At 66.5% G+C, this 16,123-nt stretch carries 11 protein-coding genes, 3 rRNA genes and 1 pseudogene; 11 read left to right on the forward strand and 4 right to left on the reverse strand.

The genetic code is table 11. The features are described from left to right. Nucleotides 1-96: 96 nt before the first annotated feature. Together ABZO29_RS34885 and ABZO29_RS34890 are read right to left on the reverse strand one after the other, a co-directional pair. The gene (locus ABZO29_RS34885; protein WP_367324180.1) at nucleotides 97-636 is read right to left on the reverse strand and encodes a YbhB/YbcL family Raf kinase inhibitor-like protein; all 540 of its coding nucleotides are present in this window, start codon (nucleotides 634-636) and stop codon (nucleotides 97-99) included. A gap of 155 nt (nucleotides 637-791) precedes the next feature. After that, the gene (locus tag ABZO29_RS34890) at nucleotides 792-1,574 is read right to left on the reverse strand and encodes a sporulation protein (RefSeq protein ID WP_367324181.1); all 783 of its coding nucleotides are present in this window, start codon (nucleotides 1,572-1,574) and stop codon (nucleotides 792-794) included. A 137-nt stretch (nucleotides 1,575-1,711) separates the two neighbouring features. Here ABZO29_RS34890 and ABZO29_RS34895 point away from each other — a divergent pair, with 137 nt between their 5' ends. The 6 genes and pseudogenes from ABZO29_RS34895 to ABZO29_RS34920 all read left to right on the forward strand — a co-directional run bounded on the left by ABZO29_RS34895 (nucleotide 1,712) and on the right by ABZO29_RS34920 (nucleotide 9,936). Then, nucleotides 1,712-2,353, forward strand: a complete 642-nt coding sequence (locus ABZO29_RS34895; RefSeq protein ID WP_367324182.1) for a DNA-3-methyladenine glycosylase — start codon at nucleotides 1,712-1,714, stop codon at nucleotides 2,351-2,353. 487 nt (nucleotides 2,354-2,840) lie between these two features. Next, nucleotides 2,841-4,366, forward strand: a 16S ribosomal RNA gene (locus tag ABZO29_RS34900). Between the two features lie 281 nt (nucleotides 4,367-4,647). Next, nucleotides 4,648-7,769, forward strand: a 23S ribosomal RNA gene (locus ABZO29_RS34905). Between the two features lie 105 nt (nucleotides 7,770-7,874). Further along, nucleotides 7,875-7,991: ribosomal RNA gene (gene rrf, locus ABZO29_RS34910) — 5S ribosomal RNA — on the forward strand. The 16S, 23S and 5S rRNA genes sit together here, the layout of an rRNA operon. 124 nt (nucleotides 7,992-8,115) lie before the next feature. Next, nucleotides 8,116-8,886 (forward strand): annotated as a pseudogene (locus ABZO29_RS34915) (tetratricopeptide repeat protein); the annotation flags it as partial. Between the two features lie 294 nt (nucleotides 8,887-9,180). Further along, entirely contained in the window at nucleotides 9,181-9,936 is a 756-nt protein-coding gene (locus ABZO29_RS34920) for a tetratricopeptide repeat protein (protein WP_367326325.1), read from the forward strand. Between the two features lie 66 nt (nucleotides 9,937-10,002). Here ABZO29_RS34920 and ABZO29_RS34925 read toward each other — a convergent pair whose 3' ends face one another. Next, nucleotides 10,003-11,280, reverse strand: a complete 1,278-nt coding sequence (locus tag ABZO29_RS34925) for a DUF1015 family protein (protein ID WP_367324183.1) — start codon at nucleotides 11,278-11,280, stop codon at nucleotides 10,003-10,005. Between the two features lie 73 nt (nucleotides 11,281-11,353). On the opposite strand from ABZO29_RS34925, the gene ABZO29_RS34930 reads away from it, so the two are divergent. Genes ABZO29_RS34930 through ABZO29_RS34945 form a run of 4 tightly spaced genes read left to right on the forward strand, consistent with a single transcriptional unit; the run spans nucleotide 11,354 to nucleotide 15,411 of the window. Next, nucleotides 11,354-12,382, forward strand: coding sequence for an HAD hydrolase-like protein (locus ABZO29_RS34930; protein WP_367324184.1), 1,029 nt, complete (start codon nucleotides 11,354-11,356; stop codon nucleotides 12,380-12,382). Nucleotides 12,383-12,431: 49 nt separating this feature from the next. Continuing rightward, nucleotides 12,432-13,475 (forward strand): FecCD family ABC transporter permease, encoded by a 1,044-nt coding sequence (locus ABZO29_RS34935; protein ID WP_367324185.1) that lies wholly within the window; start codon nucleotides 12,432-12,434, stop codon nucleotides 13,473-13,475. Continuing rightward, the gene (locus ABZO29_RS34940) at nucleotides 13,472-14,548 is read left to right on the forward strand and encodes a FecCD family ABC transporter permease (protein WP_367324186.1); all 1,077 of its coding nucleotides are present in this window, start codon (nucleotides 13,472-13,474) and stop codon (nucleotides 14,546-14,548) included. The genes ABZO29_RS34935 and ABZO29_RS34940 overlap by 4 nt, the downstream gene beginning before the upstream one ends. Beyond that, a complete protein-coding gene (locus tag ABZO29_RS34945) occupies nucleotides 14,545-15,411 on the forward strand; it encodes an ABC transporter ATP-binding protein (protein ID WP_367324187.1) in 867 nt (288 codons plus the stop codon). The genes ABZO29_RS34940 and ABZO29_RS34945 overlap by 4 nt, the downstream gene beginning before the upstream one ends. On the opposite strand, the gene ABZO29_RS34950 is transcribed toward ABZO29_RS34945, so the two are convergent. Continuing rightward, on the reverse strand, nucleotides 15,395-15,742 hold the full coding sequence (locus ABZO29_RS34950; RefSeq protein WP_367324188.1) for a sterol-binding protein: 348 nt from the start codon (nucleotides 15,740-15,742) through the stop codon (nucleotides 15,395-15,397). The genes ABZO29_RS34945 and ABZO29_RS34950 overlap by 17 nt on opposite strands. A gap of 42 nt (nucleotides 15,743-15,784) precedes the next feature. On the opposite strand from ABZO29_RS34950, the gene ABZO29_RS34955 reads away from it, so the two are divergent. Continuing rightward, the gene (locus ABZO29_RS34955; RefSeq protein WP_367324189.1) at nucleotides 15,785-16,120 is read left to right on the forward strand and encodes a hypothetical protein; all 336 of its coding nucleotides are present in this window, start codon (nucleotides 15,785-15,787) and stop codon (nucleotides 16,118-16,120) included. Nucleotides 16,121-16,123: the final 3 nt, after the last annotated feature.

The raw sequence follows: 16,123 nt of genomic DNA on the forward strand, positions 1-16,123 counted from the left end.
AGGGGTGACCCCCGCGACCCCCGGCAACAAAAATGCCCGCCCCTGATCACTTCCAAGACCTGGGGCGGGCAAACGTTCAATGAACGATGAGCTTACTCATCCGGTCGCATGAACCTCGTACTCACCGATCAACTGAGCGCGCGCAATTGTGTGGAACCGCAGGTTGAAGCCCACGACAGCCGGGCTGGCGTCGGAGTCCGGACCCAGCTTCTCCTGATCCACGGCGTACACCGTGAACACATAGCGGTGCGGCCCGTCGCCGGGCGGCGGCGCCGCACCGCCGAAGTCCTTCGATCCGTAGTCGTTGCGCGCCTGTACGGCCCCCTCCGGAAGCCCCTCGAACTTGCCGCTGCCCGCCCCGGCCGGCAGCTCGGTCACCGAGGCCGGGATGTCGAACAGGACCCAGTGCCAGAACCCGCTGCCCGTCGGCGCGTCCGGGTCGTAGCAGGTCACCGCGAAGCTCTTGGTCTCGGGCGGGAAGCCCTCCCACCGCAGCTGCGGCGAGGTGTTGCCGCTCGCATGGACCTGAGCGTCCTTGAGCGTCGCACCCTCGGCGACATCCTCGCTCGTGACCGTGAACGACGGCACCGGCGGATGGAAGTCATGGGGCAGCGGCCGCCTCTTCGGCTCGGTCACCTCGACACCTCCTGATCGGATCGGAAAGGGATCTGCCCGGAGCCTACGACCAACAGGCCATCACATACGGATGCCCGAGGCCACATGCGAGAAGGTCCCGGCACGCACGGAGGGCCCGGAACGCCGCACGGCGCCCGGGCCCTCCCGTCCTTGCCTCAGAACCAGTTGCGCTTGCTGCCGACCTCGGACAGCCACTGGTTGAGGTACGCCGCCCAGTCGGTGCCCTGGTAGTCGTTCAGACCGACCTGGAACGACCGGAAGGTGTCACTGCCCTCGCTGAACAGACCCGGCTTCTTGTCCATCTCGAGCACCACGTCCATGGCGTGCTCGTCGGCCACGAAGCTCAGCTCGACCTGGTTGAGGCCCCGGTACTGCGACGGCGGGAAGAACTCGATCTCCTGGTAGAACGGCAGCTTCTGCCGCGTCCCGCGGATGTGGCCGCGCTCCATGTCCGCGTTCTTGAACCGGAAGCCCAGCTGGATGAAGGCGTCCAGGATCGCCTTCTGCGCCGGCAGCGGGTGCACGTTGATCGGGTCCAGGTCACCGGAGTCAACGGCCCGCGCGATCTCCAGCTCCGTGGTCACACCGATGTGCATCCCGCGCAGCGCCTGACCGTCGATCGTGGTGATCGGCGTCTCCCACGGAATCTCGAGGCCGAACGGCACGGCGTGCACGGCGCCCGCCTGCAGCTCGAAGGCGCCACCGAGCCGCAGCTTGGTGAACTCGATGTTCTGCTTGTACTCCGCGTCCTGACCCTCGACCTCGACCTGGGCCTGCAGCCCGACCGACAGCCCCTCGATCTGCTGGCTGACGGACCCGCCCTGGATCCGCACCTCGCCCTGGACGACGCCGCCCGGAACGACGTTGACCTCGGTGAGCACCGTCTCGACCGAAGCTCCGCCGGCCCCCAGGCTCGCGAGCAGCTTCTTGAACGCCATGTCTCCCCCTTTACGAGTGGATCCTTGATCCATAGAAACGCCATCCGACCGCGGCCGGTTCCGGACCCCCACCCTGGCAAGCGAAGGCCCCCCTGACCACCCCACCGCCCGATCCTTCTGCACTACCCTCGGACGGCATGATCGCGACCTCCGACCGTACGCCCCTCCCCAGGAGGTTCTTCGACCGGCCCGTGCTGGACGTCGCCCCCGATCTCCTCGGCCGAATCCTCGTGCGCACCACCCCGGACGGTCCGATCGCCCTGCGCCTCACGGAGGTCGAGGCCTACGACGGCCCGAACGACCCCGGCTCCCACGCCTATCGCGGTCGCACGCCCCGCAATGACGTGATGTTCGGTCCGCCCGGTCACGTCTACGTCTACTTCACCTATGGCATGTGGCACTGCATGAACCTCGTCTGTGGCCCGGACGGCACGGCGAGCGCCGTCCTGCTCCGCGCCGGGGAGATCGTCGAGGGGGCCGAGCTCGCCCGCAAACGTCGACTTTCGGCCCGGAACGACAAGGAACTTGCCAAAGGCCCCGCCCGCCTGGCCACGGCCCTGGGCGTGGACCGGGCCCTCGACGGCACGGACGCCTGCGCGACGGGGGACACCCCTCTGCGGATACTCACCGGCACCCCGGTCCCCTCCGACCAGGTACGCAACGGCCCCCGCACCGGAGTGGCCGGCGACGGAGGTGTGCACCCCTGGCGCTTCTGGACCGCCAACGACCCGACTGTGAGCCCCTATCGGGCCCACGTCCCGAGGCGCCGCTCAAGTTGACGCGTCCCTGGAAGGTGCGTAATGTAGCCCGAGCCGCTTGAACCGGGTACGGCGATCGCCAGCAGCCGGAAGCGGCCAAACCACTACCTACGGCCACCCCTCAGCGGGGTCGAATTCGGCATGCCCGCATGCCCGAATTCAATCTCGCGGAACTCGATTATGAGTTGACGGGGGAATCGGTTAACGTAGTGAATGTCGAAAGGCCCCGCCGACCGGGAATCAGGCCCGAAAGGATCTGATAGAGTCGGAAACACCGAAGGGAAGCGCCCGGAGGAAAGCCCGAGAGGGTGAGTACGAAGGAAGCGTCCGTTCCTTGAGAACTCAACAGCGTGCCAAAAATCAACGCCAGATATGTTGATACCCCGTCTCCGGCCGTCATGGCTGGGGCGAGGTTCCTTTGAAATAACACAGCGAGGACGCTGTGTGTGAGGGGACTATTCCTCCTCTCGCACCGCTCTCGTGGTGTCATCCCGATTACGGGAGAACATTCACGGAGAGTTTGATCCTGGCTCAGGACGAACGCTGGCGGCGTGCTTAACACATGCAAGTCGAACGATGAAGCCCTTCGGGGTGGATTAGTGGCGAACGGGTGAGTAACACGTGGGCAATCTGCCCTGTACTCTGGGACAAGCCCTGGAAACGGGGTCTAATACCGGATATCACTTCCACGGGCATCTGTGGGGGTCGAAAGCTCCGGCGGTGCAGGATGAGCCCGCGGCCTATCAGCTTGTTGGTGAGGTAACGGCTCACCAAGGCGACGACGGGTAGCCGGCCTGAGAGGGCGACCGGCCACACTGGGACTGAGACACGGCCCAGACTCCTACGGGAGGCAGCAGTGGGGAATATTGCACAATGGGCGCAAGCCTGATGCAGCGACGCCGCGTGAGGGATGACGGCCTTCGGGTTGTAAACCTCTTTCAGCAGGGAAGAAGCGCAAGTGACGGTACCTGCAGAAGAAGCGCCGGCTAACTACGTGCCAGCAGCCGCGGTAATACGTAGGGCGCAAGCGTTGTCCGGAATTATTGGGCGTAAAGAGCTCGTAGGCGGCTTGTCACGTCGGGTGTGAAAGCCCGGGGCTTAACCCCGGGTCTGCATTCGATACGGGCTAGCTAGAGTGTGGTAGGGGAGATCGGAATTCCTGGTGTAGCGGTGAAATGCGCAGATATCAGGAGGAACACCGGTGGCGAAGGCGGATCTCTGGGCCATTACTGACGCTGAGGAGCGAAAGCGTGGGGAGCGAACAGGATTAGATACCCTGGTAGTCCACGCCGTAAACGGTGGGAACTAGGTGTTGGCGACATTCCACGTCGTCGGTGCCGCAGCTAACGCATTAAGTTCCCCGCCTGGGGAGTACGGCCGCAAGGCTAAAACTCAAAGGAATTGACGGGGGCCCGCACAAGCAGCGGAGCATGTGGCTTAATTCGACGCAACGCGAAGAACCTTACCAAGGCTTGACATACGCCGGAAAACCGTGGAGACACGGTCCCCCTTGTGGTCGGTGTACAGGTGGTGCATGGCTGTCGTCAGCTCGTGTCGTGAGATGTTGGGTTAAGTCCCGCAACGAGCGCAACCCTTGTCCTGTGTTGCCAGCATGCCCTTCGGGGTGATGGGGACTCACAGGAGACCGCCGGGGTCAACTCGGAGGAAGGTGGGGACGACGTCAAGTCATCATGCCCCTTATGTCTTGGGCTGCACACGTGCTACAATGGCAGGTACAATGAGCTGCGATACCGTGAGGTGGAGCGAATCTCAAAAAGCCTGTCTCAGTTCGGATTGGGGTCTGCAACTCGACCCCATGAAGTCGGAGTTGCTAGTAATCGCAGATCAGCATTGCTGCGGTGAATACGTTCCCGGGCCTTGTACACACCGCCCGTCACGTCACGAAAGTCGGTAACACCCGAAGCCGGTGGCCCAACCCCTTGTGGGAGGGAGCTGTCGAAGGTGGGACTGGCGATTGGGACGAAGTCGTAACAAGGTAGCCGTACCGGAAGGTGCGGCTGGATCACCTCCTTTCTAAGGAGCACTTCCAGGCAGCCGCGAGGTTGTCCAGGGGCCAGTACACCGGCGAGTGTCCGGTGCTGGTTGCTCATGGGTGGAACGTTGATTATTCGGCGCACTTGACCATCTCTTCATTCCCAGTACTGCTTCGGCGTGGAACGGGACGAGGAGGGGCGAGGGTGTCGGGCACGCTGTTGGGTGTCTGAGGGAATGAACCCTCGACGTTGCCGGGGTCCGAGTGGTTGGCGGACGACTGGTCGTTGTTTGAGAACTGCACAGTGGACGCGAGCATCTGTGGCCAAGTTTTTAAGGGCGCACGGTGGATGCCTTGGCACCAGGAACCGATGAAGGACGTGGGAGGCCACGATAGTCCCCGGGGAGTCGTCAACCAGGCTTTGATCCGGGGGTTTCCGAATGGGGAAACCCGGCAGTCGTCATGGGCTGTCACCTGCTGCTGAACACATAGGCAGTGTGGAGGGAACGCGGGGAAGTGAAACATCTCAGTACCCGCAGGAAGAGAAAACAACCGTGATTCCGGGAGTAGTGGCGAGCGAAACCGGATGAGGCTAAACCTACGACGTGTGAGACCCGGCAGGGGTTGCGTCGTGGGGGTTGTGGGATCTCTTTTCCACGGTCTGCCGGCCGTGGGGCGAGTCAGAAACCGTTGATGTAGGCGAAGGACATGCGAAAGGTCCGGCGTAGAGGGTAAGACCCCCGTAGTCGAAACGTCAGCGGCTCGTTTGAGAGACACCCAAGTAGCACGGGGCCCGAGAAATCCCGTGTGAATCTGGCGGGACCACCCGCTAAGCCTAAATATTCCCTGGTGACCGATAGCGGATAGTACCGTGAGGGAATGGTGAAAAGTACCCCGGGAGGGGAGTGAAATAGTACCTGAAACCGTGTGCCTACAAGCCGTGGGAGCGTCGGATGGGAGCTTGCTTCCATCTCGTGACTGCGTGCCTTTTGAAGAATGAGCCTGCGAGTTTGCGGTGTGTTGCGAGGTTAACCCGGGTGGGGTAGCCGTAGCGAAAGCGAGTCCGAAGAGGGCGGTGGAGTAGCACGCTCAAGACCCGAAGCGGAGTGATCTAGCCATGGGCAGGTTGAAGCGGAGGTAAGACTTCGTGGAGGACCGAACCCACCAGGGTTGAAAACCTGGGGGATGACCTGTGGTTAGGGGTGAAAGGCCAATCAAACTCCGTGATAGCTGGTTCTCCCCGAAATGCATTTAGGTGCAGCGTCGTGTGTTTCTTGCCGGAGGTAGAGCACTGGATAGGCGATGGGCCCTACCGGGTTACTGACCTTAGCCAAACTCCGAATGCCGGTAAGTGAGAGCGCGGCAGTGAGACTGTGGGGGATAAGCTCCATGGTCGAGAGGGAAACAGCCCAGAGCATCGACTAAGGCCCCTAAGCGTACGCTAAGTGGGAAAGGATGTGGAGTCGCAGAGACAACCAGGAGGTTGGCTTAGAAGCAGCCACCCTTGAAAGAGTGCGTAATAGCTCACTGGTCTAGTGATTCCGCGCCGACAATGTAGCGGGGCTCAAGCGTACCGCCGAAGTCGTGTCATTGCGATATTGACCCCCAACGGGGATCGTGATGGGTAGGGGAGCGTCGTCTGCCGGGTGAAGCAGCACCGGAAGGTAGTTGTGGACGGTTGACGAGTGAGAATGCAGGCATGAGTAGCGATTCACACGTGGGAAACGTGTGCGCCGATTGACTAAGGGTTCCTGGGTCAAGCTGATCTGCCCAGGGTAAGTCGGGACCTAAGGCGAGGCCGACAGGCGTAGTCGATGGATAACCGGTTGATATTCCGGTACCCGCTGTGAAGCGTCAAACATCGAACCTTCTGATGCTAAGGCCGTGAAGCCGCCCCGGAGCCTTCGGGCAAGGGGGAGTGGTGGAGCCGCCGGACCAAGGTGGTAGTAGGTGAGTGATGGGGTGACGCAGGAAGGTAGTCCATCCCGGGCGGTGGTTGTCCCGGGGTAAGGGTGTAGCCCGAGTGGTAGGTAAATCCGCCACTCATGGAGGGTGAGACCTGATGCCGAGCCGATTGTGGTGAAGTGGATGATCCTATGCTGTCGAGAAAAGCCTCTAGCGAGTTTCATGGCGGCCCGTACCCTAAACCGACTCAGGTGGTCAGGTAGAGAATACCGAGGCGTTCGGGTGAACTATGGTTAAGGAACTCGGCAAAATGCCCCCGTAACTTCGGGAGAAGGGGGGCCACACCTGGTGAAGGGTCTTGCACTCTGAGCTGGGGGTGGCCGCAGAGACCAGCGAGAAGCGACTGTTTACTAAAAACACAGGTCCGTGCGAAGCCGTAAGGCGATGTATACGGACTGACGCCTGCCCGGTGCTGGAACGTTAAGGGGACCGGTTAGCTCACTTTCGGGTGGGCGAAGCTGAGAACTTAAGCGCCAGTAAACGGCGGTGGTAACTATAACCATCCTAAGGTAGCGAAATTCCTTGTCGGGTAAGTTCCGACCTGCACGAATGGCGTAACGACTTCTCGACTGTCTCAACCATAGGCCCGGTGAAATTGCACTACGAGTAAAGATGCTCGTTTCGCGCAGCAGGACGGAAAGACCCCGGGACCTTTACTACAGTTTGATATTGGTGTTCGGTTCGGCTTGTGTAGGATAGCTGGGAGACTGTGAAAGCCATACGCCAGTATGGTGGGAGTCGTCGTTGAAATACCAGTCTGGTCGTGCTGGATGTCTAACCTGGGTCCGTGATCCGGATCAGGGACAGTGTCTGATGGGTAGTTTAACTGGGGCGGTTGCCTCCTAAAGGGTAACGGAGGCGCCCAAAGGTTCCCTCAGCCTGGTTGGCAATCAGGTGTTGAGTGTAAGTGCACAAGGGAGCTTGACTGTGAGACCGACGGGTCGAGCAGGGACGAAAGTCGGGACTAGTGATCCGGCGGTGGCTTGTGGAAGCGCCGTCGCTCAACGGATAAAAGGTACCCCGGGGATAACAGGCTGATCTTCCCCAAGAGTCCATATCGACGGGATGGTTTGGCACCTCGATGTCGGCTCGTCGCATCCTGGGGCTGGAGTCGGTCCCAAGGGTTGGGCTGTTCGCCCATTAAAGCGGTACGCGAGCTGGGTTTAGAACGTCGTGAGACAGTTCGGTCCCTATCCGCTGTGCGCGTAGGAGTCTTGAGAAGGGCTGTCCCTAGTACGAGAGGACCGGGACGGACGAACCTCTGGTGTGCCAGTTGTTCTGCCAAGGGCATGGCTGGTTGGCTACGTTCGGGAGGGATAACCGCTGAAAGCATCTAAGCGGGAAGCCTGCTTCGAGATGAGGACTCCCACCCACTTGATGGGGTAAGGCTCCCAGTAGACGACTGGGTTGATAGGCCGGATATGGAAGCACGGTAACGTGTGGAGTTGACCGGTACTAATAGGCCGAGGGCTTGTCCTCAGTTGCTCGCGTCCACTGTGTTAGTTCTGAGGCAACGAACGGTTGCCGGCTTTGAGTAGAACAGACAACAGAAAAGTGTGCTTGTTCGCTCGAAACCATTAGGGTTTCGGTGGCCATAGCGTGAGGGAAACGCCCGGTTACATTCCGAACCCGGAAGCTAAGCCTTACAGCGCCGATGGTACTGCAGGGGGGACCCTGTGGGAGAGTAGGACGCCGCCGAACAATCTTTGGAGGACCCCTGGTCACCAGCGTTCAGCTGGGACCAGGGGTCCTTTTGTTTTTTCCGGAGCGCACCGGATGCTCCGGCTGCGCGAGAATGACTGCAGTACCGAAGACAGGAGTCACCATGTCCACCAACTCTCCCGACGACCGACCGGAGCGCGACCAGCGGCGACGAGATGGTGGCGACCGCGGCGATCGCGGTGGCTTCCGCCGGGACAACGACCGTGGTGAGCGTGGTGGTTACGGTCGTCGTGACGACCGGGGCGGCTACGGCCGTCGGGACGACCGTCGTGACGAGCGGCGCGATGACCGGCGTGGTGACGAGCGCGGTGACCGCGGCGGGTTCCGCCGTGACGACAGCCGTGGTGGATACGGCCGGCGCGATGACCGCCGCGACGGCGACCGTGGACCTCGTCCCGCCCACCAGCGTGACGACCGCGGACCGCGGCGTGACGACCGTGACCGTGGTTTCCGCAGGGACGACCGTGGTGAGCGCCCCTCCTTCCGGCGAGATGACCGAGGGGAGCGCCGGGACGACGACAGGGGTGGCTTCCGCCGGGACAACGACCGTGGTGAGCGTGGCGGTTACGGTCGTCGTGACGATCGCGGTGGTTACGGCAGCCGCGACGACCGGGGCGGTCACGGCCGTCGCGACGATCGCCGTGATGATCGGCGTGGTGACGACCGCGGCGACCGTGGCGGCTTCCGTCGTGACGATCGTCGTGAGGGCGACCGTGGCGGCTTCCGTCGTGACGATCGTCGTGAGGGCGACCGTGGCGGCTTCCGTCGTGACGATCGTCGTGAGGGCGACCGCGGTGGCTTCCGTCGTGACGGTGACCGCGGTGGCTTCCGTCGTGATGACCGTGGGGAGCGCGGTGACCGCGGTGGGTTCCGTCGCGACGACCGTCGGGACGACCGTCGGGACGATCGCCGTGATGATCGGCGTGGTGACGAGCGCGGTGACCGTGGCGGCTTCCGTCGGGACGACCGTCGGGACGACCGGCGTGACGGCGACCGCGGCGGCTTCCGCAGCCGGGACGACCGCGGAAGCCGCGGACCCCGCCGTGACGACCGGGGCGGTCGCCCCGGTGGCTTCCGGGGCCGTGACGGGCGGGACGGACGTGACGACCGGCGTGGCGGCGGCCGTTTCCGCGAAGAGCGGGAGCGGGACCGGGAGCCGATCAAGCGCCTGCCGATCCCGGAGGACGTCACCGGCGACGAGATCGACAAGGACGTACGGCAGGAGCTGCAGAGTCTGCCGAAGACGCTCGCCGACGACGTCGCCAAGAACCTGGTGATGGTCGCCCGGCTCATCGACGAGGACCCGGAAGGCGCGTACGGCTACTCGAAGGTGGCCCTGCGGCTGGCGTCGCGTGTCGCCGCCGTCCGTGAGGCGGCCGGCTTCGCCGCGTACGCGAACCAGAAGTACGGCGAGGCGCTCGCAGAGTTCCGGGCCGCGCGGCGGATGACCGGGACCGTGGACCTGTGGCCCGTCATGGCCGACTGCGAGCGCGGCCTCGGGCGGCCGGAGAAGGCGCTGGACATGGCCGGCGCTCCCGAGGTGCACAAGCTCGACAAGGCCGGGCAGGTGGAGATGCGGCTCGTCGCGGCCGGCGCCCGGCGTGACATGGGGCAGCTGGACGCGGCCATCGTGACGCTGCAGAGCCCCGAGCTCGCCTCCAGCTCCGTACAGCCGTGGACCGCGCGGCTGCGGTACGCGTACGCCGACGCGCTGCTCGCCGCCGGTCGTGAGGACGAGGCGCGTGAGTGGTTCGCGAAGGCGGTCGAGGCCGACAAGGACGGCAGCACGGACGCCTCGGACCGGCTCGCCGAGCTGGACGGCGTGGAGTTCGTCGACGCTCTGGACGAGACCGAGGGCGAGTCCGAGGGCGAGTTCGAGGGCGAGTCCGAGGCCACGTCCCCGGATGAGGACGCCAAGGACTGACGGCACGGCAGTAGGTGAAGGGGGCGGGATCTCGGAAAGAGGTCCCGCCCCTTGCTGTCTGCGTCGTCAGAGGTCCAGCGCGCGCAGGACCAGTCCCGAGGCAGGCTTCGGGCCGAACGACGTCGACTTGCGGGGCATCGTGACGCCCTGGCGGGCGAGGTCGCGGACGACGTCCTCGTGGACCGGGTGCATGAGTACCGCCGTACCGCCGTCGCGTTGCGCCTTCTCGACCGTGGCGGCCGTGTCGTGGATGTAGGCGATGTGCGCCGGGGAGTCCTCGGGGATGCGCCAGACGTGGGCGAGGAGCGTGGCGTGCAGGACCGTCGCGTCCAGGGTGCGCCAGGCCGCGGGGTGGCCGGCGGGGACCGTACGGGCCAGGAGCTCCGGGTCGGGGCGGTCGATGAGGTGGAAGGCGCCGTCCCCCGCGAGGAGGAAGGCGTTGCCCGCGCAGGCCGCGTCCGCCAGGGCGTCGAGGGCTTCCGCCAGGGGCACGTCGAGGCGTCGTGTCCGGAACAGTCCCTCCAGGCCGGCGAGGGCGTCCGCGACCGGCAGGGTGTGCAGGAGGCGGTGGATGGCGCGGACGCGGAGTGGGTAGCGGGCCGTGTCGACGAGGAGCACCAGGCCGTAGTCCCAGGGGCTGGGGGAGAGGTGCTCCGCGCGTAGACGCAGGTAGGTGGCCCAGCGGTGGTGGCCGTCCGCGATCAGGGCCTGGTGATGGGCCAGGTCGGTCTGGACGCGTGCCACGTCGGCGGGGTCCGTCACCGACCAGAGACGGTGGCTGAAGCCGTCCTCCGTGGTCGTGGACAGGAGCGGGGGCCGTTCGGCGGTGCGTTCCACCACGTCGGATCCGTTGCCGCGGTACGTCAGGAGCAGCGGCTCGAGGTTCGCGGAGGTGGCCCGCATCAGGGCCGCGCGGTCGGCGACGACGTGCGGCATGACGTCCTCGTGGGGGAGGACGACGCCCTCGGACGGCTCGGAGAGGCGCAGGGCGCCGATGATTCCTCGCTGGAGCATGCCGGCCCCGTCGCGCTGTTCGTAGACGTACAGGCCGGGTTCGGGATCGGCGGTCAGGACGCCCTCGTCGAGCCAGCGGCGCAGGGTGTCGGCGGCCTGTTCGCTGCGGGCGCTGGGGGTACCGTCCTGAGGGAGGATCAGGCGGACGATGTTGTGCGGGTCCGCGGACTGGAGATGGTGCAGGCCGTCGGGGCGTACGACGACGTCGTACGGCGGTGACGTCACGGCGGCCAGGCTGCCGACCCGGTCGGGGTCGTAGCGCAGGCCTCGGAACGGGGCGAGTTCCAGGCCCCGGCGCGCCGTTGCTTCCGAGTGACCTGCAGTGTTCATCCCGGCATCGTACGTGTGTCGGTGGCGTGCGGGATGATGCGGGGGAGAGCGAGCGAACGAGGAGCGATGTGGAATGAGCCAGAGCGTCAGGACGAGGCCCGAGGGCAGTGGGCAGGCCCTGAGCGAGGCGTACGACACTGCGCTGCTCGACCTGGACGGGGTGGTGTACGCGGGCGGGAACGCGATCGTGCACGCGGTCGAGTCCCTCGCCACGGCCCGCTCGGGCGGGATGCATCTCGCCTATGTCACGAACAACGCGCTGCGGACGCCGGACGTCGTGGCCGCGCATCTGACCGCGCTGGGCATGCCGACGGGTGCCGAGGACGTCATCACGTCGGCTCAGGCCGTGGCCCGGCTCATCAGTGAGCAGGTGCCGTCGGGCGCCCGGGTGCTGGTGATCGGCGGGGAGGGTCTGCGGGTGGCGTTGCGCGAGCGCGGGCTCGAGCCCGTCGAGTCCGCCGACGACGATCCGGCGGCCGTGGTGCAGGGGTACGGGGGGCCCGAGCTGGCGTGGGGTCGTTTCGCGGAGGCGTGCTACGCCATCGCGCGCGGGGTGCCCTGGTTCGCGTCCAACACCGACCTGACGATTCCGAGCGCACGTGGGATCGCCCCGGGCAACGGGGCGGCCGTGGAGGTCGTGCGGATCGCGACCGGTGCCGAGCCGCAGGTGGCGGGCAAGCCGCTGCCTCCGATGCATCGGGAGACGATCCTGCGGACCGGTGCCGAGCGGCCGCTGGTGGTCGGTGACCGGCTGGACACCGACATCGAGGGGGCGTTCAACGGGGAGGTCGACTCGCTGCTCGTGCTGACCGGCGTGACCGACGGGGCGCACCTGCTCGCCGCGCCGCCGCAGCACCGGCCCACGTATGTCGACGCCGATCTGCGCGGGCTGCTGACCGGGCAGCCGGATGTCACGGAGGCCGGTGACGGTTTCCGGTGCGGTGGCTGGACGGCGACGGCGGGTGCCGAGCGGCTGGAACTCGACGGTGAGGGAGCGGCCTTGGACGGCCTGCGGGCGCTGTGCGCGGCGGCCTGGACGGCGGCCGGGGAGGCCTCCTGCACGCTGGACGGGGGGAAGGCGCTGGCGCGGCTGGGGCTGTGAACCGGCACGCGAATCGAGCCGAAAGGGGAGGATAGGCTAACCTAACCGCGTGTTGGTCGACAGTCCTCCCGAACAGCGCGCGGAGACCGCCCCCGCGCCCCCAACCCGCCGGGCGATACGTTCCCTTGGGCTCCTCGTCGCCGTCCTGATCCTCGTGCTCGTCGCGCTGGCGAGCATCACCATCGGCGCGAAGGAGCTGTCGCTCGCGCAGGTCTGGCACGGTCTGTTCGAGAACTCGGGGACGTACGGCGACGTCGTGGTCGACGAGCGGCTGTCGCGGACCGTCCTCGGGCTGCTCGCCGGCGCCGCGCTCGGCCTCTCCGGTGCCGTGCTGCAGGCGCTGACCCGCAATCCGCTGGCCGACCCGGGCCTGCTCGGCATCAACGCGGGTGCCTCGGCCGCGGTCGTCACGGCCATGACGTACTTCGGCGTCACGAGCCTGAGCGGCTATGTGTGGTTCGCGTTCGTCGGGGCGGCCGCGGTCGGCGCGCTCGTCTGGTTCCTCGGCGGCAGCCGGGGGGCCACGCCGGTGCGGCTCGCGCTGGCCGGCACGGCGATCAGCGCCGCGCTCTACGGCTACCTCCAGGCCGTGATGATCATGGATGAGGCGGCGCTGGCCAAGATGCGCTTCTGGACGGTGGGTTCGCTGTCGTCGGCCACCGACGGGACGATCCTGCAGGTGCTGCCGTTCCTGGCGGCGGGTACGGTCCTGGCACTCGCGCTCGCCCGGCCGCTCAACGCCGTGGCCATGGGCGACGACACCGCCAAGGCCCTCGGCGCCGGCCTCAACCGCACCCGGGCGCTGTCCATGCTCGCCGCCACCGTGCTGTGCGGGGCCGCGACCGCCGCCTGCGGGCCGATCGCTTTCGTCGGACTGATGGTCCCGCACGTCGTGCGCTCCTTCACCGGGCCCGACCTGCGCTGGATCCTGCCGTACGCGACGATCCTGTCGCCCGTGCTGCTGCTCGGCTCCGACGTGATCGGCCGGGTCGTCGCCCGCCCCTCGGAGCTGCAGGTCGGCATCATCACGGCGATCATCGGCGGCCCGGTCTTCATCTTTCTCGTACGACGGAGGAGGACGGCCCAGCTGTGACGACCGCACCGAAGACCACCCGGGCCCGGCGTGCCGTCCGCAGCACCCGCGTGCTGCGGACCCCGGGCGGGCTCTCCGTCCGGCTGGACGTCCGCGCCCTCACCGTCGTCGTCCTGTTGCTGCTCGCCGCGCTCGCCGCGAGTGTCGTGCTGATCGGCACCGGTGACTTTCCCATCCCGGCCGCCGACGTGCTCAAGGCGCTGGCCGGCGACGGCAACCCGGGCCAGGAGTTCATCGTCAACGAGCTGCGGCTGCCCCGGGTCCTGGTCGGCCTGCTGGTCGGAGCCTCGCTCGGGCTGGGCGGGGCCCTGTTCCAGGCCATCTCCCGCAACCCGCTGGGCAGCCCGGACGTGCTCGGCCTCGGACAGGGGGCGACGGCCGGGGCGCTCGTGGTGATCGTGCTGCTCTCCGGGAGCGCGACGCAAGTCACCGCCGGAGCTCTCGTGGGCGGCCTGGTGACGGGAGCCGCCATCTACCTGCTGTCCTGGAAGCGGGGTGTGCACGGCTACCGGCTGGTGCTCGTCGGCATCGGCGTGTCTGCGGTCGTCACGGCGGTCAACGGCTATCTGCTCACCAAGGCAGACCTGGTCGACGCCGCCCGCGCGGTCGTGTGGATGACCGGATCGCTCAACGGCCGTGACTGGGACCAGGTCTGGCCGCTGCTCGGCCTGTGCGCCGTGCTCGTACCGCTCGTCCTCGCCAATGCGCGAGGGCTGCGGATGATGGAGATGGGCGACGACGTCTCGGGCGCACTCGGGGTGCGTGTGGAGCGTGTACGCCTGCTGCTGATGGTCTCCGCCGTCCTGCTCACCGCGGCCGCCACCGCCGCGGCCGGTCCCGTCAGTTTCGTGGCGCTCACCGCGCCGCAGCTCGCCCGCCGCCTGACCCGCGCGCCCGGGCCGAATCTCCTGCCGTCCCTATGCATGGGCGCCACCCTCCTCGTCACCGCCGACTGGGCCTCCCAGCGGGCCTTCGGCGCCGACCAGCTGCCCGTGGGCGTGGTCACCGGGGTGCTGGGCGGGATTTACCTGCTGTGGCTCCTTGTCACCGAGCGCAGGGCGGGCCGGATATGAGTGCCGACCCGCGCGTCACCGCCGGCCCGATCAACCCAAGGAGCACCGTGAACCGCCTGTCCGCCGAGAACGTCACCCTCGCCTACGACCAGCGCGTGATCGCGGAGCAGTTGTCGGTGGAGATTCCGGACAACTCCTTCACCGTGATCGTCGGCCCCAACGCGTGCGGCAAGTCGACGCTCCTGCGGGCGCTGTCGCGGATGCTGAAGCCGACGCAGGGCCGGGTTCTGCTCGACGGGCAGGTCATCCAGTCGATGCCCGCGAAGAAGGTCGCTCGGACACTGGGCCTGCTGCCGCAGTCGTCCATCGCGCCCGACGGGATCACGGTTGCCGATCTGGTGGGCCGCGGCCGCTACCCCCACCAGGGGATCCTGCGCCAGTGGTCGAGCGACGACGAGCGGGTCGTCCAGGAGTCGATGGCGCAGACCGGGGTCGTCGAGCTCGCCGACCGGTACGTCGACGAGCTCTCCGGCGGTCAGCGCCAGCGCGTGTGGATCGCGATGGCCCTCGCCCAGCAGACCCCGCTGCTGCTGCTCGACGAGCCGACGACCTATCTCGACATCCAGCACCAGATCGACGTCCTCGACCTGTGCGCGGAGCTGCACGAGGAGCAGGGGCGGACGCTCGTCGCCGTCCTGCACGACCTCAACCACGCGGCCCGGTACGCGACCCACCTCATCGCTCTGAAGGGCGGCGAGGTGATCGCTCAGGGCGCGCCGAACGACGTCGTCACCGCCGGGCTGGTCGAAGAGGTCTTCGGACTCCGCTGCCAGGTCATCGACGATCCGGAGACGGGGACGCCGCTGGTGGTGCCGGCCGCGCGGAAGGCACGCACACGCGTGCCGGTCACAGAAGCTTCCTGAGCCGGAACAGGTCCATGAGGGCGGCCTCCAGCCGCACCCGGCCCGAGCCCCAGGCCTTCGCGAAGTGCAGCTCACCGTCGACCATCGCGACCAGGTCGTTACCGGCCATGGTCAGCCTGATCTGGGCCTTCTCTCGCGGGAGGCCCTCGAGTGTGTCGTGCACCACGATCCGGCCGCCCGCCATACGGCCGACGAAGGTGACGTCGAGGTCGGTGATGTGGCAGCTCACCGAACGGTCCATGGCAGCGGCCGTGCGGACGTCCCCTTCGGCGTTCTGCATGTTGTCCGAGAGTTTTTCGAGTGCGGCGCGGCACTCCTCAATCGTGGCCATCGCGATCGACGGTACCGCAGGGCTTCGAGGTAGCGTCTGGGCATGAGCGACTCGGTTCCGCAGACGGAGATCCCTGAGGAGACGGCGGAGGTACGGCCCGAGTACGACCCCGCCGCCCCCGCCCCGCTGAACGTGCCCCGCAGCCCCACCGGCAACGCCGAGGTCGACGCCCAGCTGCAGCGGCTGGCCGACGCCGACCACCTCGCCACGGACGGACACATCGAGGTGTACGAGGATGTACACGGGGGGCTGCGCGACGCGCTCACCGCGCTCGACGCCCGCCCGGGACCTCCGGCGCCGCCCACCCGTCACCCGACCACCACCCCTCAACGAGGCCCTTCGGGCCACACCATCCATTCGTACGGAAACGGGAGCTGAACC

This window comes from Streptomyces sp. HUAS ZL42 (assembly GCF_040782645.1).
GTDB lineage: Bacteria > Actinomycetota > Actinomycetes > Streptomycetales > Streptomycetaceae > Streptomyces.